We start from the raw sequence: 22,906 nt of genomic DNA on the forward strand, positions 1-22,906 counted from the left end.
GTGGCGTGCCCAAGATTCGAGCGGCCTCGGTGGCCGAGCACAGGTCGATGCAGCGCGACGCCCTGCTGGACGCCGCGCGAACCCTGCTCTCCGAGGGCGGTACGGAAGCGCTGACCTTCCCCGCCCTGGCCGAGCGCACCGGCCTGGCCAGGTCCTCGGTGTACGAGTACTTCCGCTCGCGCGCGGCCGTCGTCGAGGAGCTGTGCCGGGTCGACTTCCCCCTGTGGGCGGCCGAGGTCGAGGCGGCGATGGCGGCGGCCGACAGACCCGAGGGCAAGATCGAGGCGTATGTGCGCAGTCAGCTCGCCCTCGTCGGGGACCGCAGGCACCGAGCCGTGGTCGCCATCTCCGCCGGTGAGCTCGACGCGGGGGCCCGCGAGAGGATCCGCGCCGCCCACGGCGGCCTGATCGCCATGGTCGTCGACGCCCTGGGCGCCCTCGGCCACCATGAACCCCGGCTCATCGCCATGCTGCTGCAGGGTGTCGTGGACGCCGCCGTGCGCCGCATCGAACTCGGCGCCGCCGAGGAGCCGGACGCCATCGCCGACGCCGCCGTCACCACGGCGCTGCGCGGGGTCCTCGGCTGAGTGCGGGCGCCGCCGTGCCCTCCGGCATCGCCCCTCCTCCCGTCCCCTCGGGGAGCGGCACACCGAAGACCGGCAGCAGCCGGGACGGCCCGCCGCGCAGTATCCGGTCCGACAGCAGCGACAGCGGATCGAGATAGAACTCCCCACGCAGCAGCCCCCAGTGCAGACAGCCGCCCGGGCAGTGCCACGGCCCGTCCGCCAGCACGCCGACCACCTGGCCGGCGCGGACCTCCTCGCCCACCGCGACCGTCGCCCGCACCGGCTGGTAGGTGATCCGCAGGCCCTCCGCGAGCCGGATCACCACCACCCCGCGCCCGGCGACCGACCCGGCGTACGCCACCTGCCCGGGCGCTGCCGCGCGCACCGGTGCGCCGGGGCCCGCCCGCAGATCCACCCCCCGGTGCCCGGCCGCCCACCGCACGAGCGGGGGGTCGAAGCCCCGCTCCACCACCGGTCGGCGCGCCCCGCCCGCCCCCGCCACCGGCCACGCACGGTCGGCCGGACCGCCACCCTGGTCACCCTGGCGCACGGCCGCGTTCACCGGCCCCGTGAGCCCGCCGAGCCACGTCGCCACCGCGAGGTACACCGTCACCACGAACACCGTCGATCTCGTCATGCCCCAACGGTGACGGACCCCGCCGCGAAGAGATGATCATGGTCGCGACCTGTGGACAACGCCCCCCGCCCGCACCGCGCAGGCACGATGTCGCCCACGGCTCCGGCGGTCCCGTACACTTTCCATGGCGATCCGGGTCACCGGGTCGACTTCGCACGCCCCGCCACCGTCCTCCCTGTGAGCGGTGGACGCGCTCCTCGGTCCCTTGTGGCATGGCGCGTTCGGGGCGTCAGGCGCGGCCGCCGTCCGGTGGCCGCTCAGAACCGAGTACATCTAGGAGTACGGCCATGGCCGTCGTCACGATGCGGGAGCTGCTGGAGAGCGGCGTCCACTTCGGGCACCAGACCCGCCGCTGGAACCCGAAGATGAAGCGTTTCATCTTCACCGAGCGCAACGGCATCTACATCATCGACCTGCTCCAGTCGCTGTCGTACATCGACCGCGCCTACGAGTTCGTCAAGGAGACCGTCGCGCACGGCGGCTCCATCATGTTCGTGGGTACCAAGAAGCAGGCGCAGGAGGCCATCGCCGAGCAGGCGTCCCGCGTCGGCATGCCCTACGTCAACCAGCGCTGGCTGGGCGGCATGCTCACCAACTTCTCCACGGTCTACAAGCGCCTGCAGCGCCTGAAGGAGCTCGAGGAGATCGACTTCGCGGACGTGGCCGCCTCCGGCCTCACCAAGAAGGAGCTCCTGGTTCTCTCCCGTGAGAAGGAGAAGCTGGAGAAGACGCTCGGTGGTATCCGCGAGATGCAGAAGGTGCCCAGCGCCGTCTGGATCGTGGACACCAAGAAGGAGCACATTGCCGTCGGTGAGGCGCGCAAGCTCCGTATCCCGGTCGTCGCGATCCTCGACACCAACTGCGACCCCGACGAGGTCGACTACAAGATCCCGGGCAACGACGACGCGATCCGCTCCGTCACCCTGCTCACCCGCGTGATCGCCGACGCCGTCGCCGAGGGCCTCATCGCCCGCTCCGGCGCCGGTGCCGCCACCGGTGACAAGGCCGAGGGCGAGCCGCTCGCCGCCTGGGAGCGCGAGCTCCTCGAGGGCGACAAGGCCAAGGCCGACGAGTCCGCCGCCGAGCCGGCCGCCGCTGAGGCCGAGGCCGCTCCGGCCGAGACCGCCGCCGAGGCGCCGGCTGCGGAGGCCGCCCCGGCCGCCGAGGCCGAGGCTGCTGCCGAGACCGTCGAGGCGCCGGCTGCCGACGCCGACGCCGAGCAGGCCTGAGGCCTCGCCCGCCTTCCGATGCGTGTGAGGACGGCGGGGGCTCCGGCCCCCGCCGTCCGTCCGTAGAACCGCCGGACTCACCGGATTCACCGACTTCCGAGAAGAGACTGACAGACATGGCGAACTTCACCGCCGCCGACGTCAAGAAGCTCCGCGAGCTCACCGCCGCGGGCATGATGGACTGCAAGAAGGCGCTCGAGGAGGCCGAGGGCGACCTGGACAAGGCCGTCGAGATCCTCCGGGTCAAGGGCCAGAAGGGCGTCACCAAGCGCGAGGGCCGCTCCGCCTCCAACGGCGCCGTGGTGTCCCTGATCGCCGGTGACAACAGCGAGGGTGTCCTCGTCGAGCTCAAGTGCGAGACCGACTTCGTCGCCAAGGGCGACAAGTTCGTGGCCGCCGCCGACGCCATCGCCGCGCACGTCGCCGCCAGCAAGCCGGCCGACCTGGAGACCCTGCTCTCCTCCGAGATCAAGGACGGCCAGTCCGTCCAGGCCTTCGTCGACGAGGCGAACGCCACCCTCGGTGAGAAGATCGTCCTGGACCGCTTCGCGCAGTTCACCGACGGCTTCGTCGCCTCCTACCTGCACCGCACCAGCCCGGACCTGCCCCCGCAGGTCGGCGTCCTGGTCGAGCTGGACAAGGAGAACGCCGAGGTCGCCAAGGACGTCGCGCAGCACATCGCCGCCTTCGCCCCGACCTTCCTGTCCCGCGCGGACGTGCCGGCCGAGACGGTCGAGAACGAGCGTCGTGTCGCCGAGGCCACCGCCCGCGAGGAGGGCAAGCCCGAGGCCGCCCTGTCGAAGATCGTCGAGGGTCGCGTCAACGGCTACTTCAAGGAGAACGTCGTCCTCGAGCAGGCCTTCGCCAAGGACAACAAGAAGACCGTTCAGAAGGTCCTCGACGAGGCCGGTGTCACGCTGAAGCGCTTCGCCCGCTTCCGCGTCGGCGTCTGAGCGTCCGAACCGCGCAAGCGATTGACCGACGACCCCGCTAGGGTCGTACGCAGCCTGCCGTTCACCGGCGGCCGGCCGCAGTTGTGACGAGGAGGCCATTGCTACAGGGAACGATCACGAACCCTCGGCAATGGCCTTCTTCGTACGTGCACGAGGAGATCTCCATGGATCAGGGCGCCGACAAGGCCCACAACACCAACGGCGACGGCTCCAACGCCCAGCGCCGGTACCTGCTCAAGCTCTCCGGCGAGGCTTTCGCCGGCGGCGGGGGACTGGGTGTCGACCCCGACGTCGTGCACAAGATGGCCCGCGAGATCGCGGCCGTCGTCCGCGAGGGCTACGAGATCGCCGTCGTCATCGGCGGCGGCAACTTCTTCCGCGGCGCCGAACTCCAGCAGCGCGGAATGGACCGGGCACGCTCCGACTACATGGGCATGCTCGGCACCGTCATGAACTGCCTTGCCCTCCAGGACTTCCTGGAGAAGGAGGGCATCCAGTCGCGCGTGCAGACCGCGATCACCATGGGGCAGGTCGCCGAGCCCTACATCCCGCTGAGGGCCGTGCGCCACCTGGAGAAGGGCCGCGTCGTCATCTTCGGCGCCGGTATGGGCATGCCCTACTTCTCCACCGACACCACCGCCGCGCAGCGCGCCCTGGAGATCGACGCCCAGGCGCTGCTGATGGGCAAGAACGGCGTCGACGGGGTCTACGACTCCGACCCCCGCAAGAACCCCGACGCCGTCATGTTCGACGCGCTGGAGTACGCCGACGTCATCGCCCGCGACCTGCGCGTCGCGGACCTGACGGCGATCACGCTCTGCCAGGACAACAAGCTTCCGATCCTCGTCTTCGAGCTGCTCGCGGAGGGCAACATCGCGCGGGCCGTGAAGGGTGAGAAGATCGGCACGCTCGTCAACGACACGGGCGCCCGCTGACGGACGACGCCGGCCGCAACCCGGCCGGCGATCCGCCCGGAACGGGGATGGACAACAGGCTGCCGGTCGGACACCGTGCAGGGAAGACGCGCGCAGGGGCCCCGACTCGATGGCTCCGCCTTCTGAAGACCAGGAGCACATGGTGATTGAAGAGACCCTCCTCGAGGCCGAGGAGAAGATGGAGAAGGCCGTCGTGGTCGCCAAGGAGGACTTCGCCGCGATCCGTACCGGCCGTGCCCACCCGGCGATGTTCAACAAGATCGTGGCGGACTACTACGGTGCCGCGACCCCGATCAACCAGCTGGCCTCCTTCGCGGTGCCCGAGGCGCGGATGGCCGTGATCACCCCCTTCGACAACTCGGCGCTGCGCAACATCGAGCAGGCCATCCGGGACTCCGACCTCGGTGTCAACCCGACCAACGACGGCCGGATCATCCGGGTGGTCTTCCCGCAGCTGACCGAGGAACGCCGCAAGGAGTACATCAAGGTCGCCCGCGGCAAGGCGGAGGACGCGCGGATCTCCGTGCGCAGCGTGCGCCGCAAGGCCAAGGAGACCCTCGACAAGCTCGTCAAGGACGGCGAGACGGGCGAGGACGAGGTGCGCCGGGCGGAGAAGGAGCTCGACGACACCACGCACAAGTACGTGGCGCAGATCGACGAGCTGCTCAAGCACAAGGAATCCGAGCTGCTCGAGGTCTGAGCCCCGACGTCTGACTCCGGCCCCCGCGCCGGAACCGGCCGCACCGGGCCCGCGGGCCCGGGCGCCGCACCTCGGCCGCCCCGTGCGCCGACCCTGCTCCTCCGCCCACCCACCCCACCTCCGACCGACCCGGACCGGACGAAAACGCGAGGCGAATCTCCGTGAACGACTCTTCCTGGGGGGCTTCGCCACGCGCCGGCTCCTGGGGAGGCGAGGACGAAGGGGCCACTCGTATGAGCGGTCCCTTGTTCCGCGACGACGCCCCCGAACCGGCGGATCACTCCGCGCGGCCCGACCGCTCCGCGCCGCAGCCGGCGGCTCCGGGCGGCCCCGCGAAGAAGAGCGCCGGGCGGAACCTGCGCGCCGCGATAGGGGTCGGCGTCGGCCTCGGCGTCGTCATCCTCGCCTCGCTCTTCATCGTCAAGGCCGTGTTCGTCGCCGTCGTCGCGGCGGCGGTCGTGGTGGGGCTGTGGGAGCTGACCTCCCGGCTCGCCGAGCGCAAGGGGATCAAGGCTCCGTTGATCCCGCTCGCCGTGGGCGGCGCCGCGATGGTCGTCGCCGGCTACACGCGCGGCGGGGAGGGCGCGTGGGTGGCGATGGCCCTCACCTCGCTCGCCGTCCTGGTCTGGCGGATGACCGAGCCCCCGGAGAACTACCTCCGCGATGTCACGGCCGGCGTCTTCGCCGCCTTCTACGTGCCGTTCCTGGCCACCTTCGTGGTGATGATGCTCGCCGCGCACGACGGTCCGTGGCGGGTCTTCGTCTTCCTGCTGCTGACGGTCATCAGCGACACCGGTGCGTACGCGGTGGGATGGCGCTTCGGCACGCACAAGCTGGCGCCGCGCATCAGCCCCGGCAAGACCCGGGAGGGCCTGGTCGGGGCCGTCACCTTCGCGATGGCCGCGGGCGCGCTGTCCATGGAGTACCTGATCGACGACGGCCACTGGTGGCAGGGCCTGCTGCTGGGCCTCGCGGTCGCGGCCAGCGCCACTCTCGGCGACCTCGGCGAGTCGATGATCAAGCGCGATCTCGGCATCAAGGACATGGGCAAGCTGCTGCCGGGCCACGGCGGCATCATGGACCGCCTGGACTCCCTCCTGCCGACCGCTCCGGTGGTCTGGCTGCTCCTGGTGGCGTTCGTCGGCTCCGGCTGACGGGGTCGCGCCGCGCGGATGCGATCAACGGCGTCCTGGGGTGGACTTGATCAATCCCCTGGACGTCGATCCGTTGGAGCGAGCATGGCCGCCAAGCCCCTGGTACCGCCCTTCACACGGGAGAGCGCCATCGAGAAGGTCCGCATGGCCGAGGACTCCTGGAACTCCCGCGACCCCGCGAAGGTGTCGCTCGGCTACTCACCGGACAGCCGCTGGCGCAACCGCGCGGAGTTCGTCGACGGGCGGGACGAGATCGTCGACTTCCTGACCCGGAAGTGGAACCGCGAGCTCGACTACCGCCTGATCAAGGAGTTGTGGGCCTTCGACGGCAATCGCATCGCCGTCCGCTTCGCCTACGAGTGCCACGACGACTCCGGCAACTGGTACCGCTCCTACGGCAACGAGAACTGGGAGTTCGACGACCAGGGCCTCAATCGCGTCCGCCACGCCTGCATCAACGACCTGCGCATCGAGGAGTCGGACCGGGCCTATCACTGGCCGCTCGGACGCCGCCCCGACGATCACCCGAGCCTGTCCGACCTGGGGTTCTGAGCCGCGCGGGACCCGGCGCCGCGGGGGAGCCCGGTCACCGCGGACCCGTGCTGGCCCGGCGGTCCCCGTGCGGCTAGTCTCGAACGCGTGTACGAGCTTCCATCGGATCTGGAACGTCTGCGGGTGATCCGTCTGTACCTCCAGCTGCAGATCGACGCCGTGGACGCCCGGATCCGGAAGGCGGAGGCCGGTATCCGTCCCCAACGGCGCCCCGCGGCCGCCCGGGCCTGGCGCCTGCAGAGCGTTGCCGACCCCCAGGGCGGCCCCGGCCGCGGCGTCGTCCACCGCGACGACTGCCGCGTTCCCGGCGGGGGCCGGCTCAGCGCCAAGGAGTTGGAGATCGCCCTCGGCATGCCGGACGTCACGGCGTGCGCGATCTGCCGGCCGGACCGCCACGCCGCCAGGTTCTGACGGGGTGTTACGCGGCCTGTACCTCCCGGGCGCGGCGCTCCGACGCGACGGCGGCGGCGCCGGCGCACACGACCGCGCCCAGGGCGAAGCCCGCGGCCGCCGGGTTGACGTAGCCCGGCACGGACGCGGCCGCGTAACTGCCGCCGTCCTTCGTCTCGCAGACGAAGCCGAGCGGCACGTACTCCACGCGGTAGCCCACGACGTGCAGCGCCCGCTCCCACGGGCCCGGTGACCTGCAGGGGCGCAGCGGTGCCGAATCGGCACCGCCGTCCTCCGCCTCGATGACGGCTCCCGCGACGTTCAGCAGGCCCCAGGTGTACATCGCGACTGCGCAGGCGCCCAGCAGCGTGGCGCCGCACCTGAGTCGCACCTCGCGTCCGGCGCCGCGCACCCCGGACCGGCCGAGGGTGCCGAGGCCGTAGCCGGCCAGGGCGAGGACGGAGACGAGGCCGGCCGGGACGAGCAGCAGGAAGACCATCGGGCGAGTCCATCAGCGCGGGATCAGGACGGCTGTGACGGAGCCCACAGTTCCGGCAACAGGACTGTCACGGTGCGCGCGGTCCTGAACGGGCGCACCGCGGGACGGTGTTGGGGCGTCCCGGGACGCGGGGGTCGCGGGCCGTTCCGTCAGGCGCGACGGGTCGCCGCTCTGCGCAGTCCGTACACGGCCGCGCCGGCGGCGATCACCGCGGCGCCCGTCAGGACCGAGGCCAAGGGGAGCGCGAAGGCCAGCACGAGGCAGCCGGCCGTGCCGGCGACCGGGACGACGCGGGCGGGACGGCCCTCGGCGGGGGTGAGGGTCCAGGCGGAGGCGTTGGCGATGGCGTAGTAGGCCAGCACGCCGAAGGAGGAGAAGCCGATCGCGCCGCGCACGTCCGTCGTGGCGGCCAGGACGGCGACGACGACGCCGACGGCGAGTTCGGCGCGGTGCGGGACCTGGAAGCGGGGGTGGACGGCGGCGAGGGCGTGCGGCAGGTGCCGGTCGCGGGCCATCGCCAAAGTGGTGCGCGAGACGCCCAGGATCAGGGCGAGCAGCGAGCCGAGCGCGGCCACCGCCGCGCCGGCCCGCACGACGGGCGCCAGCGCGGGCACCCCGGCCGCCCGTACGGCCTCGACCAGGGGAGCGGCGGTGCGGGCGAGGCCCGCGGGGCCCAGGACGAGCAGGACGCACACGGAGACGGCCGCGTAGACGACCAGGGTGATGCCGAGCGCCAGCGGGATCGCGCGGGGGATGGTCCTCGCGGGGTCGCGGACCTCCTCGCCGAGGGTGGCGATGCGCGCGTACCCGGCGAAGGCGAAGAACAGCAGCCCGGCCGCCTGGAGGACGCCGCCGAAGGTGGCGTCGGCGCCGACGTCGAGACGGGCCGCCTCGGTGGTGCCGGAGGTCAGGCAGGCGGTGACCACCGCGGCGAGCACCGCCAGGACCACCGCGACGATCGCCCTGGTCAGCACCGCGGACTTCTGCACCCCGGCGTAGTTCACCGCGGTGAGCGCGACCACCGCGGCGACCGCGACCGCGGGGGCCTGGCCCGGCCAGACGTACGAGCCCACGGTCAGGGCCATCGCGGCGCAGGAGGCGGTCTTGCCGACGACGAAGCCCCAGCCGGCCAGATAGCCCCAGAACTCCCCGAGCCTCTCCCGCCCGTACACATAGGTGCCACCCGACTGCGGATAGCGGGCCGCCAGCCTGGCCGAGGAGGTGGCGTTGCAGTACGCCACCGCCGCCGCGAGGGCGAGGCCGAGCAGCAGCCCGGACCCGGCCACGGAGGCGGCCGGGGCGAGAGCCGCGAAGATCCCGGCGCCGATCATCGACCCGAGCCCGATCAGCACGGCATCGGCCACCCCCAGGCGCCGCTTCAGCTCTCCGGTGCCGGTGGTGGCCGACGTGCTCATCACTCACTCCTCAGTCCGCCGCTGCAGGAGCCGGCCCGTGTCGCAGTACCGGCGCACGATATCCGCACCAGGTGGACGGCCCGCGACCACGGGCGCGCGGCGGTGTGACGGTCTCAGGCGCCGACCGGGTGATCACGCTGCGGCACGTCAAGCTCCTCGGTCACCTCTTGGACTCCTACGGGCGGTCCGTCGGTGTCGTTCCGCCTGACGTCCGGTCCGATCTCGACGCCGAGGAGCCCCAGGAACCGGGGCCCGCGTGAGCGCGGGGCGGCCTCCCGATCTTATTTGACCTGGAGGTCCAATTACGTGTTAGGGTCGCCCGCATGACCAGGCCCAAGCAGTTCGACCCGGACGTCGCCGTGGAACAGGCCATGGAGGTGTTCTGGCGGAAGGGCTATGCGTCCACCACGCCCCAGGACCTGGTGGACGCCCTCGGGATCGGAAAAGGCAGCCTCTACAACGCCTTCGGCAGCAAGCGCGCGCTGTTCGAGCGGGCGCTGCGGCGCTACCGCGAACGGCAGGCGAGCGTGCTGCTGCGGGCGCTCGAGGAACCCGGACCGGCGAAGGTGCGCCTGCGCAGGGCTCTCGAGGCCGTGGTGCGGACGGATCTGGCCGACCCGGACCGCCGCGGCTGCATGGCGGTGAACACGGCGGCCGAGGTGGTGCGGACCGACGAGGTGGCGACCGATCTCGTCCTCCGTGCCTTCGCGCACATCGAGAGCGCCTTCCGCGCCGTGGTCGTTGAAGGTCAGCGCGCGGGCGAGATCTCGCCCGAACGCGACCCCGACGGCCTGGCCGCCATGCTGCAGAACACCGTGGCGGGGCTGCGGCTCGCGGTGCGCGTCGCCGAGGGGCCGGAGCGGCCCGCCCGCATCATCGACGCGGTGATCGACTCCCTCTGACCGCCTGCCTCCACTGCCCCGCAACCGCCGCTGCCGGGCCCCCGGCTTCCGGCGGCGGCCCTTCTGGCTCCGGCGAACCCCTTTGTGTGCCCCTGCCCGGGGTCCCGTCCGCCTTAGTTTTGTACCTTGAGTTCAAGAATGGTGATTCCATGCAACCCTTCCTCAACGCCCGTGCCGCCTTCTGGACCGCGGGCGCCGTCGTCGCCCTCGCGCTCTGGACCAGCGCGTGCCCCACCATGACCTATCCGCTCTACCAGGCCGACTGGCACATCTCCACGACCACGGTGACCTGGATCTTCGCCGCGTACCCGATCGCGCTGATCCCCGTGCTGATCCTCTTCGGCGACCTGTCCGACCACATCGGACGGAGGTCCGCCATGCTGCTGGGACTGCTGGCCGAACTCGCCGGGGTGCTCCTCTTCGCGTTCGCCGACGGCGTCCCCTGGCTGCTGGCCGGACGGGCGTTCATGGGCCTCGGCGTCGGCCTGTCGCTGAGCCCGGCGAGCGTGGCCATGGTGGAGTTCAGCGCCCCGGGCAAGGAAGCGCGTGCCGGATCGGTCGGCACGGCCGTCTCCGCGTCCGGTATCGCGCTGGCGATGCTGGTCGGCGGGGCACTGACCCAGTACGCCCCCTTCCCGCTGCACTTGAACTTCTTCGTCCTCGCCGCCGTGATCGCCGTCGTCGTCTGCTTCGTCGCCGGCATACCGCAGCACTCCGCGAACGGGTCCAGCATCCGGTGGCGCGTGCGCGCGATCGCGATCCCCCGCGGCAACCGGGGAGTCTTCGCCGCCGGCGCTGTCGCGTTCGCGTCGTCCTTCCTCCTCGGTGCCATCGTGCTGCCGCTCGGCGCGAAGATCGCCCACCAGTTGGCGGGTTCGACCAACGCCCTGGTCACCGGCGCGCTGCTGTCGGTGTTCGCGGCGTTCATCGCGGTCAGCGCCCTGCTGGCCCGGCGTCTGGGGCCGTGGACCCTGGTGACGGTCGGCGCGGTGGTCTCGGTCGCCGCTGTGTGGCTCTTCGTCGTCACCAGCGCCACCCACTCGATGGCGGTCTTCTTCCTCGCGTCCGCGTGCGCGGGCGCGGCTTACGCCTTCGACTTCGCCGGCGGGCTGACCGTCCTCAACACCTACGCCGCGCCGCGCGACCGCGCGAGCATGGTGTCCGGCGGCTACCTCGTCGGCTACCTCGCCCAAGGTGTCGGCGCGCCCGTGCTGGGCTGGGTCGTCACCGCGCACGGACTGCCGGCGGGCCTGCTCACCGGCGCCGCGAGCTTCAGCGCCTTCTTCGCCGCGGCGCTCCTCTTGGGCCTGGTCATGCTGTCGCGCACGCGGCGTCCCGGATCCCGTAAGACCGGTGGTGCCGTGGCCCGTTCGGCCCCGGCCGCGCAGCGCGCGGCGGACGGCGTCCCCGAAATCCTCGACCGTACGTGAGCATGCCGTGCCCCGGCGCCATGACGACGTCGGCGACCGTTGACCGATCTCCGTGACGGCGTCGAGGATGCACGGGTGATGACCATCGCGGGCCAGACAGAGCCCGGTCCGGGCCCGTTCCTGCTCATCTGGAGCTCGTCATTGGCGGCATCATCGGCTCGCCGCTCTCCTTTTTCATGATCGTGGGCGGTTAGGACTCGTCACGCGATCGCTCCCCCTCGCTCCTGAGGGGGCGCTTTTCCCGGAGTCGGAGTCCGGCTGTCCGCTGGAGTTCCGCCAATCGCCTGTCCTGGCGGCGGCCTGCGGCCAGGTCGCTGAGCGCGTACGCCGTGCACGTGACCCCTTCGACCGTATGGAACCGCGCGCCCCAACTCCCGTGCGTGAGCGCGCTGACACGGGTCCACGGAAGACGCTGCGTTCCCCAGGGGTTGACCATGGTGATCATGTCAGCGGTGAGTTCCCACCGCACTCGGAGCAGGTTCCACCACGAGAACAGCCCGGCGCCGACGGCGATCGCCGTGATCAGGGCCGCGGATGACACGTGCTCGGCATCCCGGTGGATGGCAACGGAGAGCCGGCGAACCACTGCCGCCACCGCGGGGATGACGGTCAGTGCGTAGCCCAGGACGAGACCCTGTGCATCGACGTACCAGACGCCGACTTTGCCGTCCTGCTCAGGCATCGCTCTCCCCTCCCGCCGGCTGATGCCGTGGCGTGCGTTCCGCGCATACTGCGGAGCGCAGAACCAGCTACTCGTGTCCCGACCCCTTCGCCGGCTGCCGATTTTTCGACGTGGAGCCGCCTGTTCCGCGAGTCCGCGTCGCGGGCGAGGTGCGACGGGGCCAGTGGTCGAAGTCTGCCGAGTGATCGCCACCGGGGCCGTCCCGGAGCCGTGCGGGATCGCGCGGCGATGACGGAGGACGCCTGAGAGTGACGGGAGCCTCACCCGGCCGAACGGGGAGGCCCCAAACGATCTGCGACACTGGATGGACCATGCCTGTACCCGGAGAACTCACCTTCGTCGCGCCGCGCGCCGCCAAGAAGCCGCCGCGGCACCTTGCCGACCTCACGCCCGACGAGCGGCGGGAGGTGGTCGCGGAGCTGGGGGAGAAGCCGTTCCGGGCCAAGCAGCTGTCGCAGCACTATTTCGCGCGGTACACGGACGACCCGGCCGCGTGGACGGACATTCCGGCGGCGGCGCGCGGGAAGCTGGCGGAGGGGCTGCTGCCGGACCTGATGTCGGTCGTGCGGCACAGCAGCACGGACAACGACACGACGCGCAAGACGCTGTGGCGGCTGTTCGACGGGACGCTGGTCGAGTCGGTGCTGATGCGCTACCCGGACCGCGTGACGATGTGCATCAGCTCCCAGGCGGGCTGCGGCATGAACTGCCCGTTCTGCGCGACCGGGCAGGCCGGGCTGGACCGGAACCTGTCCACCGGCGAGATCGTGCACCAGATCGTGGCGGGCATGCGGGCGCTGCGCGACGGGGAGATCCCGGGCGGGCCGGCGCGGCTGTCGAACATCGTCTTCATGGGCATGGGCGAGCCGCTGGCGAACTACAAGCGGGTGGTGGGCGCCATCCGCCGGCTGACCGACCCCGAGCCGGACGGCCTGGGGCTGTCGCAGCGGGGCATCACCGTCTCCACGGTCGGCCTGGTGCCGGCGATGCTGCGGTTCGCGGACGAGGGCTTCAAGTGCCGTCTCGCGGTGTCGCTGCACGCGCCCGACGACGAGCTCCGCGACACCCTGGTGCCGGTGAACACGCGCTGGAAGGTGCGTGAGGTGCTGGACGCCGCGTGGCACTACGCGGACGTGTCCGGGCGCCGGGTCTCGATCGAGTACGCGCTGATCCGGGACATCAACGACCAGGCCTGGCGCGCCGATCTGCTGGGCCGGCTGCTCAAGGGCAAGCGCGTGCACGTCAACCTGATCCCGCTCAACCCGACGCCGGGTTCGAAGTGGACGGCGTCGCGGCCCGAGGACGAGCGGGCGTTCGTCGCGGCGCTGGAGGCGCACGGCGTGCCGGTGACCGTGCGGGACACCCGGGGCCAGGAGATCGACGGGGCCTGCGGGCAGTTGGCGGCTTCCGAGCGCTGAGAGGCGCTTGCTAGGGTGACGGTCGATTGCGGCGGTTTGCCGTGAACGGCCGTGAACGGTCGACAAAAGAACATCCGACAGGGGAGCGCACACAGCGCTGAGAGTGCGGCACGGCCGCAGACCCTCGAACCTGATCCGGGTCATACCGGCGTAGGGAGTCACTTGATGAGCACCATCCGGCGTGCCGCCGGCACCGCCCTCGTTGTCGCGCTCGGCGCCGCGTCCCTCGCGGCCTGTGGCGGAGGCGAGGATTCCGCCGCCGGTGGCGGTTCCAAGACCGTCACTCTGGTCAGCCACGATTCCTTCGCCGCCTCGAAGGCCGTGCTGAAGGCCTTCACCCAGCAGACCGGATACACGGTGAAGGTCCTGCGCGGCGGCGACGCGGGCGCGGCCGTCAACCAGGCCGTCCTCTCCAAGGGCAATCCGCAGGGCGACGTCTTCTTCGGCGTGGACAACACCCTGCTCTCCCGCGCCCTGGACAACGGCCTGTTCACGCCGTACGAGGCGAAGGACCTGGACAAGGTCCCCGCCGCCCTCCAACTCGACGCCGCCGAGCACCGCGTCACGCCCATCGACTTCGGCGACGTGTGCGTCAACTACGACCGCGCCTGGTTCGCCGCGCACAAGGTGCCCGTCCCGCAGACCTTCGACGACCTGGTCAAGCCGGCGTACAAGGACCTGCTGGTCACGGAGAACGCCGCGACCTCCTCCCCGGGCCTGGCCTTCCTGCTGGCGACCACCGCGAAGTACGGGGACGAGGGCTGGCAGGACTACTGGACCAAGCTGAAGGCCAACGGCGTCCAGGTCGTCGACGGCTGGGAGCAGGCCTACTACGACGACTTCTCCGGCGCCGGCGGCGGCAAGGGCGACAAGCCGCTGGTCGTGTCGTACGCGTCCAGCCCGCCCGCCGAGGTGCTCGCACTCAAGGAGCAGCCCGAGGAGGGCCCGACGGGCGTGGCCACGGCCACCTGCTTCCGGCAGATCGAGTTCGCCGGGCTGCTGGACGGCGCGAAGAACACCGAGGGCGGAAAGGCGCTGGTCGACTTCCTGCTGAGCCGCACCTTCCAGGAGGACATGCCGCTCACCATGTTCGTCAACCCCGCCCGGGACGACGCGAAGCTGCCCGAGGTCTTCACCAAGTACGCGCCGGTGATCAGCGATTCCGCGACCGTCGAGCCGAAGAGGATCGCCGCGAACCGTGAGCAGTGGGTCAAGACGTGGTCCTCGCTCGTGCTGAAGTAACCGGAGCGCCCCGGAAGAAGGCGGCGGCCCTGCGGCCGCACGCCGTGCGACTCGGCCTGATGGCCCTGCCGGCCGCCTTCTTCGCGGTGTTCTTCGGTTATCCGGTCGCCGCCATCGTCACCCGCGGGCTCCACGAGGGCGGCCGGTGGCGGCTGGGGCGGTTCGCGGACGTGCTGGGCGACCCCGACATCCTGCACGTGCTGTGGTTCACCTGCTGGCAGGCGGCCGCCTCGACCGTGCTCACCCTGGCGATCGCCCTGCCGGGCGCCTATGCGTTCGCGCGCTTCGACTTCCCCGGGCGGCACCTGCTGCGGGCGGTGCTGACCGTGCCCTTCGTGCTGCCGACGGTGGTCGTCGGCTCGGCGTTCCTCGCGCTGCTGGGCCGGGGCGGACTGCTGGACGAGCTGTGGGGGGTGCGCCTGGACACCACGGTGTGGGCGATCCTGCTGGCGCACGTCTTCTTCAACTACGCCGTGGTGGTACGGACCGTGGGCGGCCTGTGGTCGCAGCTCGACCCACGGCAGGAGGAGGCCGCGCGGGTACTGGGCGCCGGGCGGTTCTCGGCGTGGCGGCGCGTGACGCTGCCGGCGCTCGCGCCGGCCGTGGCGGCGGCCGCGGTCATGGTGTTCCTCTTCACCTTCACCTCCTTCGGTGTCGTGCAGATCCTCGGCGGGCCCACCTACTCCACCCTGGAGGTGGAGATCTACCGGGAGACCGCCCAACTGCTGGACCTGCCGACGGCCGCCGTGCTGACGATCGTCCAGTTCGCCGCCGTCGCCGGCATCCTGGCCGTGCACGCCCGGACCGTTCGCCGCCGCGAGAGCGCGCTGCGGCTGGTCGACCCGGCCGGAACGGCAAGGCGGCCGCGCGGCACGGGCGAGTGGGCGCTGCTGGCCGGGACGCTCGGGCCGGCCGCGCTGCTGATCCTGGTGCCGCTCGGCGTGCTGGTGGAGCGGTCGCTGGACGGCCCCGACGGCTACGGCCTGGACTTCTACCGCGCGCTCGGCTCGGCGGGCGCGGGTGGCGGCACCTTCGGGGTCGCGCCGGTGAGCGCGGTGTGGAACTCACTGGAGTACGCCGCCGCGGCCACCGCGATCGCCCTGGTCGTCGGCGGTCTGGCGGCGGCCGCGCTCACCCGGCGCGCCGGTCGGCTCGTCCGCGGCTTCGACGCGCTGCTGATGCTGCCGCTGGGCACCTCGGCCGTCACCATCGGCTTCGGCTTCCTGATCACCCTCGACGAACCCCCGCTGGACCTGCGGTCCTCGTGGATCCTCGTACCGCTCGCCCAGGCGCTGGTCGGCGTGCCCTTCGTGGTGCGCACCGTTCTGCCGGTGCTGCGTGCCGTGGACGAGCGGCTGCGCGAGGCGGCCGCGGTGCTCGGCGCGTCGCCGCTGCGCGCGTGGCGCGAGGTGGACCTGCCACTCGTGCGGCGGTCCCTGCTGGTGGCGGCGGGCTTCGCCTTCGCCGTCTCGCTGGGCGAGTTCGGGGCGACGGTCTTCATCGCGCGGCCCGACAACCCCACGCTGCCGGTCGCGGTGGCCCGGCTGCTGGGCCGGGCGGGCGAGCTCAACCACGGGCAGGCGATGGCGCTGAGCACCGTGCTCATGCTGGTGTGCGCGGGCGCGCTGCTGGCGCTGGAACGTATCCGCATGCACGGCGTCCACAGCGACGACGGTTCGGGGGAGTTCTGATGGCCCTGCTGCGACTGGACGGCGCGACCGTGCGCTTCGGCGGACGGGCCGCCCTGGACGCCGTGGACCTGGACGTGGCCGAGCACGAGACCGTGTGCGTGCTCGGGCCCAGCGGCGGTGGCAAGTCCACGATGCTGCGGGCCGTGGCCGGTCTGCAGCCGCTGGATGCCGGGCGCGTCCTGCTCGGCGGACGGGACCAGACGGGCGTGCCGGTGCACCGGCGCGGGGTGGGCCTGATGTTCCAGGACCACCAGCTCTTCCCGCAGCACGACGTCGCGGGCAACGTCGGTTTCGGCCTGCGCGTGCGCGGCACGGAACGAGGTGAACGCGAGCGCGCGGTGGGGGAGTTGCTGGAGCTGGTCGGACTCCCCGGCGCGCAGCGGCGTGCCGTGGCGTCCCTGTCCGGCGGTGAGCAGCAGCGGGTCGCGCTGGCCCGCGCGCTCGCGCCCGAGCCGCGACTGCTCATGCTGGACGAGCCGCTCGGGCAGCTCGACCGCGGGCTGCGCGAACGTCTCGTGGTCGAACTGCGGGAACTCTTCCGCCGGCTGGGCACGACCGTGCTCGCCGTCACCCACGACCAGGGCGAGGCCTTCGCGCTCGCCGACCGCGTCGTCGTCATGCGCGACGGGCGCGTCGAACAGGCCGGCACGCCGCTGGAGGTGTGGCGCCGGCCCGCGTCGGAGTTCGTGGCCCGCTTCCTCGGGTTCGGCAACGTGCCGGCCGTGACCGTCATCGGCGACGCCGCCGACACCCCCTGGGGCAAGATCCCCGTACCGCCCGGGTCGCCGCAGGGGCCCGGCCGGCTCCTGGTGCGTCCCGCCGGGGTGCGGCTCGTGCCCGCGGAACAGGGACTGCCCTGCACGGTGGTCGCCCGCACCTTCCGCGGCGACCAGGTCACCCTCCTGCTGGAGCCCGCCGGTGGGCCGCGCCTGGAGGCCGCGTGCGCCCTGCGCGACGCGCCCGCCGAAGGGGAGACGGTCGGCGTCGCCTTCGGCGCCGACGAGATCGTCGTGCTCGGGGACTCCTGAGGCCGGTGCACCGGACGAGCGAGTGCGGGTGGACCGGCGCCGGGTGGCGCCGGGCGACACGCCGGCTCGGGTCCGCGCCCCGGCAGTAGGGGCGGGTCGTGTCCGCCGCCTGGTGCGCGATCGCGTCCCGGCCGGCCCCCGCACCGCGGGGGCCGGGACGCAGGTCTACCGGTCCGCTTCCGCCGACAGGCGTGCCAGCGCCCTGGGGGCGTCCTCGATGGAGTCGACCAGCGCGATGCGCGGCGCCATACTGCGGCCCGCGGCGAGCGACTGGAGGAGCGGCCAGGCCGGGAGGCGGGTCGTCCAGTGCTCCTCGTCGACCAGCACCATGGGGCGCGGGGCGCCGTTCGACTCGTAGTAGTTGGGCGTGGTGTTGTCGAAGATCTCCTGCACGGTGCCGGCCGCGCCCGGGAGGAACACCACGCCCGCGGTGCAGCGGGCCAGCAGGCCGTCCTCGCGGGTGGCGTTGGCGAAGTACTTGGCGATGTGCGCGGCGAAGGCGTTCGGCGGCTCGTGACCGTAGAACCAGGTCGGAACGCCGACCGACGCGCCGCCGCCGGGGTAGCGGTCGCGCACGGCGAAGACCGCGCGGGCCCACTCGGTGATGGAGGGCCGGAAGGACGGGACCTGCGCGAGCGTGTCCAGCGCGTCCTTGAGCATCGCGTCGTCGAAGGGAGCGGCGTAGGCCCCGAGGTTGGCCGCCTCCATGGCGCCGGGTCCGCCGCCGGTCGCCACCGTCAGGCCCTCGCGGGCCAGCGCACGGCCGAGGCGGGCCGCGCCCGCGTAGGCGTCGGTGCCCCGGGCCATGGCGTGGCCGCCCATCACGCCGACGACACGGGCTCCGGCGAGGAGTTCGTCGAAGGCGTCGGAGACGGCGTCGTCGTGGATGCTGCGGAGCATCGAACCGAGGATGTCGCCCGTGTCGCGGGTGCGCAGGAACCACTGGTACGCGTGCGCGTCGGGCGTCGCGTCGTACCCGTCGGGGCCGGTCAGGCCCTCGTACAGGGCGTCCGGGGTGTAGAGCGAGCCCCGGTACGGGTCGAAGGGCAGTTCCGGGACGGGCGGGAAGACCAGGGCGCCCGTGGAACGGACGTGCGCGGCGGCCTCCGGCTCCATCGGGCAGCCGAGGAACACGGCCTCGGCGGTGTCCGCGGAGAGCAGGGCGAAGGTACGGGTCGTCAGATCGACCGACTGCACGCGGTGTCCGCGCAGGGAGCCCGACGCGGCGACGCGGTCGAACTCGTCCAGGGTCTCGATCTCGATGTCGCGGGGCGGCTGTTGCACGCCCGCCACGATAGCGAGCGCCCGCGCACGGGTCCGCCGGGGGTCGGGGGACCGGGGGATGAGGGGCGCCCGGTTCGAGGAGGGGAATCGGGCGCCCCGGTTCATCGTGGGGTCCGGACGGTGCCGGGCCCGGGGCCCACTACGGCAGCGGGAGGGTGCCGAGGTGGGAGACCAGCCAGGTGACCGGGGCCACCAGGACGAGCGCGGTGGTCGTGCGCAGGGTGGCGGCGGACCGCAGCAGGGAGGCGGGCGCGCCGAGGCGGGTGAGGGCCGACGTCGAGGGGCGCCGGGCCCGCTTGGCGTCGACCGTCGCGGTGAGCGCGGTGGCGGCGGCCGCGACGGCGACGAGCGTGGCGCCGAGGACGGTCAGCGGGCCGAGCGGCTCGGCGCCCGCGTCGAGCCGGGCTGTCGTGGCCAGGCCGGCGGCGCACACCGCGCAGAGCACTCCAAGGGGCCGTCCGACGCGCGGGGCCTCCTCCTGGAGGGCGCGCCCGGCGAGCAGGCGCAGCGCGGTCGGCCGGCAGGAGGCCAGGAGGCGGCCGCACTCGTGGAGCAGACCCGGCATGGCGAGGACCAGGCCGATGGCGATGAGGATCCAGCCGCCCGCGACGGCCGGGGCGACCCCGCCGAGGCCGCCGGGCAGTGGGAAGAGGGTGCCGCTCGCGGCCCGGCGCGCGTCGTGGGCGGCGGTGATCTCGACGGCGAGGCCGATCGTGGTGAGCGCCGCTCCCCAGGGCAGCCCGGTGGGCGGCGTGCGGACGACCGCCTCGTCGGTGGCCGCCGTGCGCGCTGCCCGCAGGCAGTACGCGGTCGCCACGGCGGAGACCACCGGCACCAGGGCGAGCAGCGTGAGCGCGCCCACCACCGGCAGCGGGCGGTCCGCGCCGAGCGGTCCGGCGGCGGCGCCGCTCAGCGGCGAGCCGGGCAGGTCGCCGCGCAGGTGGAGGAAGGTCAGCAGCGCGAGCAGGACTCCGAGCCCGGTGCTGAGCGCGGTGCTCGCCGCGCCCAGGAGGGGCAGTCCATGCCGTCCGAGCCCGGCCGCGGACAGGCCGGCGTGCAGGCGCCCGCTCGGCTCCGTCCGCGCCACGAACACCGACAGGTGGACGGTGGCGGCGAACGGCACGGCGCACCACGCGAGCCGGAGCAGCCCGCGGGCGGTGTCCCCGGTGTGGGTGAGGGCGTGGCCCAAGGTGGCGAGCAGCAGGAAGCCGGTGCCCGCGGCCGCCGCCACGACCAGCAGCCGGCGTGCGAGGACGGCCGGCCGCGAGCCGAGCGCTACACGGAGGCTGAGCACGAGTCGGCGCCCTCCCGGTCCTGCTGCGGCATGCCCGCGACGGGGCGTCCGTCGATGAGGGTGATGACCCGGTCGGCGAGCGAGACGACCTCGGGCTCGTTGGACGCCAGGACGACCGTGATGCCGTGCGAGCGCGCGGCGCTGGTCAGCATGCGCAGCACCTGGGAGCGGTCGGCGCGGTGCAGCGGGGCGGTCGGCTCGTCCGCGAACACCACGGCCGGCCGGTTGACCAGGGCCCGGGCGATCGCCACGCGCTGGCGTTCGGCCTGGAGCAGCTGGCCGGGGCGCTTGCGGGCGGCGCCGCCGATGTCGAGGCGGTCCAGCCAGTCCTGGGCGGCGGCGCGGGCGGTGCGGTAGGGGATGCCGGCCAGCAGCAGCGGCAGCGCGGCGTTCTCACGGACCGTCAGTTCGGGCAGCAGCTGCGGAGTGCTCTCGACCCAGCCGAACCGCTCGCGGCGCAGCCGTTCACGCGCGGCGCTGCCGAGGGTGTGCACGGGTGCGCTGTTGAACCACACCTCGCCCTGCTCCGGCAGCAGTTCGCCGGACAGGCAGCGCAGCAGGGTCGTCTTCCCGGCGCCGTGCGGGCCGAGGATGCCGAGGATCTCGCCTTCCCGCACGCCCAGGGACACACCGAGCAGGGCGGGTGAGCGGTCGTGCGTGTGGCGCAGGCCGCGGGCCCACAGCACGTCGTTGTCGGGTGGGTTCACGTTGGCCTCTAACGAACGCGGGGAGTCCGGGTCACTGGGGCACGCTACGCGCCCGGGGCCCCCGGGCCGCGGTGGCCGTGGGGCATCCCGCGCGCGGCCACCCGTGCGGCCTAGCTGTTGTGACCTGGTGGGCTTCCCGCGAGTGGGCCGAAGGAGAACCCGGCCGGTGTCCGCGCACCGGCCGGGAGCGCCCAGGAGGCGAACCGAGTCCCCGACACCAGGTCAGAGCTTGGTCCAGGCCTCCGTCAGCACCGTGCGCAGGACGCCCTCGATCTCGTCGAAGGTCGACTGGTCGGCGATCAGCGGCGGGGCGAGCTGGACGACCGGGTCGCCGCGGTCGTCGGCGCGGCAGTAGAGGCCGTTCTCGAAGAGCGCCTTGCTGAGGAAGCCGTACAGGACGCGCTCGGTCTCCTCGTCGGTGAAGGTCTCCTTGGTGGCCTTGTCCTTGACGAGCTCGATGCCGTAGAAGAAGCCGTTGCCGCGGACGTCGCCGACGATCGGCAGGTCGTGCAGCTTCTCCAGGGTGGCGCGGAACGCGCCCTCGTTGTCGAGGACGTGCTGGTTGAGCTGCTCGCGCTCGAAGATGTCGAAGTTGGCCAGGGCGACCGCGGACGACACCGGGTGGCCGCCGAAGGTGTACCCGTGCAGGAAGGTGTTGTCGCCCTTGTAGAAGGGCTCGGCGATGCGGTCGGAGATGATGCACGCGCCGATGGGGGAGTAGCCGGAGGTCATGCCCTTGGCGCAGGTGATCATGTCCGGGACGTAGCCGAACTTGTCGCAGGCGAACATGGTGCCGAGCCGGCCGAAGGCGCAGATGACCTCGTCGGAGACGAGCAGCACGTCGTACTGGTCGCAGATCTCGCGGACCCGCTGGAAGTAGCCGGGCGGCGGCGGGAAGCAGCCGCCGGCGTTCTGCACGGGCTCCAGGAAGACGGCCGCGACGGTGTCGGGGCCCTCGAAGAGGATCTGCTGCTCGATCTGGTCGGCCGCCCAGCGGCCGAAGGCCTCGGGGTCGTCGCCGAAGATCGGGGCGCGGTAGATGTTGGTGTTGGGCACCTTGAAGGCGCCGGGGACCAGCGGCTCGAAGGGGGCCTTCAGGCCCGGCAGGCCGGTGATGGACAGGGCGCCCTGCGGGGTGCCGTGGTAGGCGACGGCGCGGGAGATGACCTTGTACTTGGTCGGCTTGCCCTTGAGTTTGAAGTACTGCTTGGCCAGCTTCCAGGCGGTCTCGACCGCCTCACCGCCGCCGGTGGTGAAGAAGACCTTGTTCAGGTCGCCGGGGGCGTAGTTCGCCAGCCGCTCGGCGAGTTCCACGGCCTTGGGGTGGGCGTAGCTCCAGACCGGGAAGAAGGCCAGCTCCTGGGCCTGCTTGTAGGCGGTCTCGGCGAGTTCGACCCGGCCGTGACCGGCGTTGACCACGAACAGGCCCGCGAGCCCGTCGAGGTACCGCTTGCCCTTGTCGTCGTAGATGTACGTGCCCTCGCCGCGCACGATGGTCGGCACAGGGGCGTTCTCGTACGACGACATGCGGGTGAAGTGCATCCACAGGTGGTCGTACGCGGTCTTGGAAAGGTCCGCGCTCATGGCTATCTGGTTCCCCAGGTGTAGGTCTGCTTCCGGAGCTTGAGGTAGACGAAGCTCTCGGTGGACCGCACGCCGGGCAGCGTGCGGATCCGCTTGTTGATCATCTCCAGGAGGTGGTCGTCGTCCTCGCAGACGATCTCGATCAGCAGATCGAAGGAGCCGGCGGTGACGACGACGTACTCGACCTCCGTCATCCCGGCGAGCGCGTCGGCGACGGGTTCGATGTCGCCGTCGACGTTGATGCCGACCATCGCCTGCCGCCGGAATCCCACGGTGAGCGGGTCGGTGACGGCGACGATCTGCATGACGCCCTGGTCGAGCAGCTTCTGGACGCGCTGCCGCACGGCCGCCTCGGACAGGCCCACGGCCTTGCCGATGGCGGCGTACGGACGCCTGCCGTCCTCCTGGAGCTGTTCGATGATCGCCTTGGAGACGGAGTCGATCACAAAGGCGCCGTTGGCGCCCCTGGGATCCGGAGTACGAGTGGCCACGGACCACACTGTGCATGAGAGGTCAGCAGTCGCGCAACCCCTGATCAATGAAATCCGCAGTTTCGGAGCTCTAAACACACGGAATCCATTGTCGCGGAGTTTCGGCTATGTCGAATACGGCAG

General features: G+C 72.2%; 23 protein-coding genes and 1 riboswitch. Of the genes, 14 read left to right on the plus strand and 9 right to left on the minus strand.

The features are described from left to right. Positions 1-29: 29 nt before the first annotated feature. Complete coding sequence (locus ACFYXS_RS09420) at positions 30-587, plus strand: TetR/AcrR family transcriptional regulator (RefSeq protein ID WP_389245844.1); 558 nt, start codon at positions 30-32, stop codon at positions 585-587. Here ACFYXS_RS09420 and ACFYXS_RS09425 read toward each other — a convergent pair. Further along, a complete protein-coding gene (locus tag ACFYXS_RS09425) occupies positions 556-1,203 on the minus strand; it encodes a murein hydrolase activator EnvC family protein (protein ID WP_389245596.1) in 648 nt (215 codons plus the stop codon). The two genes, ACFYXS_RS09420 and ACFYXS_RS09425, sit on opposite strands and share 32 nt — an antisense overlap. A 287-nt stretch (positions 1,204-1,490) precedes the next feature. Here ACFYXS_RS09425 and rpsB point away from each other — a divergent pair, with 287 nt between their 5' ends. The 7 genes from rpsB (at position 1,491) to ACFYXS_RS09460 (ending at position 7,137) form a co-directional block, all read left to right on the plus strand. Next, positions 1,491-2,432, plus strand: a complete 942-nt coding sequence (rpsB, locus tag ACFYXS_RS09430) for a 30S ribosomal protein S2 (protein ID WP_389245598.1) — start codon at positions 1,491-1,493, stop codon at positions 2,430-2,432. 116 nt (positions 2,433-2,548) lie between these two features. Next, positions 2,549-3,385: a translation elongation factor Ts gene (gene tsf / locus ACFYXS_RS09435; protein ID WP_389245600.1), complete on the plus strand. Its 837-nt coding sequence runs from the start codon at positions 2,549-2,551 to the stop codon at positions 3,383-3,385. A 164-nt stretch (positions 3,386-3,549) separates the two neighbouring features. Further along, complete coding sequence (gene pyrH / locus ACFYXS_RS09440; protein ID WP_389245602.1) at positions 3,550-4,320, plus strand: UMP kinase; 771 nt, start codon at positions 3,550-3,552, stop codon at positions 4,318-4,320. Between the two features lie 142 nt (positions 4,321-4,462). Beyond that, entirely contained in the window at positions 4,463-5,020 is a 558-nt protein-coding gene (gene frr, locus ACFYXS_RS09445) for a ribosome recycling factor (RefSeq protein ID WP_319660044.1), read from the plus strand. A 233-nt stretch (positions 5,021-5,253) separates the two neighbouring features. After that, positions 5,254-6,174, plus strand: coding sequence for a phosphatidate cytidylyltransferase (locus ACFYXS_RS09450; protein ID WP_389245604.1), 921 nt, complete (start codon positions 5,254-5,256; stop codon positions 6,172-6,174). Between the two features lie 84 nt (positions 6,175-6,258). Further along, the gene (locus ACFYXS_RS09455) at positions 6,259-6,726 is read left to right on the plus strand and encodes a DUF1348 family protein (protein ID WP_389245606.1); all 468 of its coding nucleotides are present in this window, start codon (positions 6,259-6,261) and stop codon (positions 6,724-6,726) included. Positions 6,727-6,813: 87 nt separating this feature from the next. Beyond that, the gene (locus ACFYXS_RS09460; protein WP_389245608.1) at positions 6,814-7,137 is read left to right on the plus strand and encodes a DUF6233 domain-containing protein; all 324 of its coding nucleotides are present in this window, start codon (positions 6,814-6,816) and stop codon (positions 7,135-7,137) included. 7 nt (positions 7,138-7,144) lie between these two features. On the opposite strand, the gene ACFYXS_RS09465 is transcribed toward ACFYXS_RS09460, so the two are convergent. Both ACFYXS_RS09465 and ACFYXS_RS09470 read right to left on the minus strand, forming a co-directional pair. Continuing rightward, a complete protein-coding gene (locus ACFYXS_RS09465; protein ID WP_389245610.1) occupies positions 7,145-7,615 on the minus strand; it encodes a hypothetical protein in 471 nt (156 codons plus the stop codon). A 149-nt stretch (positions 7,616-7,764) separates the two neighbouring features. Next, a complete protein-coding gene (locus tag ACFYXS_RS09470; RefSeq protein WP_389245612.1) occupies positions 7,765-9,030 on the minus strand; it encodes an APC family permease in 1,266 nt (421 codons plus the stop codon). Positions 9,031-9,353: 323 nt separating this feature from the next. On the opposite strand from ACFYXS_RS09470, the gene ACFYXS_RS09475 reads away from it, so the two are divergent. Beyond that, positions 9,354-9,932: a TetR/AcrR family transcriptional regulator gene (locus tag ACFYXS_RS09475; protein WP_389245614.1), complete on the plus strand. Its 579-nt coding sequence runs from the start codon at positions 9,354-9,356 to the stop codon at positions 9,930-9,932. Between the two features lie 149 nt (positions 9,933-10,081). Beyond that, positions 10,082-11,362, plus strand: coding sequence for an MFS transporter (locus tag ACFYXS_RS09480; RefSeq protein WP_389245616.1), 1,281 nt, complete (start codon positions 10,082-10,084; stop codon positions 11,360-11,362). Between the two features lie 190 nt (positions 11,363-11,552). Here ACFYXS_RS09480 and ACFYXS_RS09485 read toward each other — a convergent pair whose 3' ends face one another. Continuing rightward, positions 11,553-12,044, minus strand: coding sequence for a hypothetical protein (locus tag ACFYXS_RS09485; protein WP_389245618.1), 492 nt, complete (start codon positions 12,042-12,044; stop codon positions 11,553-11,555). Positions 12,045-12,355: 311 nt separating this feature from the next. Between ACFYXS_RS09485 and rlmN the strand changes: the two genes are divergently transcribed. From rlmN to ACFYXS_RS09505, 4 genes are all read left to right on the plus strand, one after another. Continuing rightward, positions 12,356-13,462, plus strand: coding sequence for a 23S rRNA (adenine(2503)-C(2))-methyltransferase RlmN (gene rlmN / locus ACFYXS_RS09490; protein WP_389245620.1), 1,107 nt, complete (start codon positions 12,356-12,358; stop codon positions 13,460-13,462). A 69-nt stretch (positions 13,463-13,531) separates the two neighbouring features. Continuing rightward, a riboswitch (TPP riboswitch) is annotated at positions 13,532-13,636 on the plus strand. Continuing rightward, entirely contained in the window at positions 13,628-14,704 is a 1,077-nt protein-coding gene (locus ACFYXS_RS09495) for a thiamine ABC transporter substrate binding subunit (RefSeq protein ID WP_389245622.1), read from the plus strand. (Overlaps the previous riboswitch by 9 nt.) A 59-nt stretch (positions 14,705-14,763) precedes the next feature. Next, on the plus strand, positions 14,764-16,395 hold the full coding sequence (locus tag ACFYXS_RS09500; RefSeq protein ID WP_389245846.1) for an ABC transporter permease: 1,632 nt from the start codon (positions 14,764-14,766) through the stop codon (positions 16,393-16,395). Further along, on the plus strand, positions 16,395-17,423 hold the full coding sequence (locus tag ACFYXS_RS09505) for an ABC transporter ATP-binding protein (RefSeq protein WP_389245624.1): 1,029 nt from the start codon (positions 16,395-16,397) through the stop codon (positions 17,421-17,423). Before ACFYXS_RS09500 ends, ACFYXS_RS09505 begins: the two co-directional genes overlap by 1 nt. Positions 17,424-17,588: 165 nt before the next feature. Here the strand turns inward: ACFYXS_RS09505 and ACFYXS_RS09510 are convergent, their stop codons facing one another. From ACFYXS_RS09510 to ACFYXS_RS09530, 5 genes are all read right to left on the minus strand, one after another. Further along, positions 17,589-18,716, minus strand: coding sequence for an LOG family protein (locus tag ACFYXS_RS09510; protein WP_389245626.1), 1,128 nt, complete (start codon positions 18,714-18,716; stop codon positions 17,589-17,591). 130 nt (positions 18,717-18,846) lie between these two features. Continuing rightward, complete coding sequence (locus ACFYXS_RS09515; protein WP_389245628.1) at positions 18,847-20,001, minus strand: hypothetical protein; 1,155 nt, start codon at positions 19,999-20,001, stop codon at positions 18,847-18,849. After that, positions 19,983-20,708: an ABC transporter ATP-binding protein gene (locus tag ACFYXS_RS09520; RefSeq protein ID WP_384286591.1), complete on the minus strand. Its 726-nt coding sequence runs from the start codon at positions 20,706-20,708 to the stop codon at positions 19,983-19,985. Before ACFYXS_RS09520 ends, ACFYXS_RS09515 begins: the two co-directional genes overlap by 19 nt. Positions 20,709-20,930: 222 nt before the next feature. Next, entirely contained in the window at positions 20,931-22,292 is a 1,362-nt protein-coding gene (locus tag ACFYXS_RS09525; protein WP_389245631.1) for an aspartate aminotransferase family protein, read from the minus strand. A gap of 2 nt (positions 22,293-22,294) precedes the next feature. Then, positions 22,295-22,783 (minus strand): Lrp/AsnC family transcriptional regulator, encoded by a 489-nt coding sequence (locus tag ACFYXS_RS09530; protein ID WP_389245633.1) that lies wholly within the window; start codon positions 22,781-22,783, stop codon positions 22,295-22,297. Positions 22,784-22,906 lie beyond the last annotated feature (123 nt).

The sequence above is a fragment of the Streptomyces sp. NPDC002574 genome (genome assembly GCF_042889545.1).
In the GTDB taxonomy this organism is placed as follows: domain Bacteria; phylum Actinomycetota; class Actinomycetes; order Streptomycetales; family Streptomycetaceae; genus Actinacidiphila.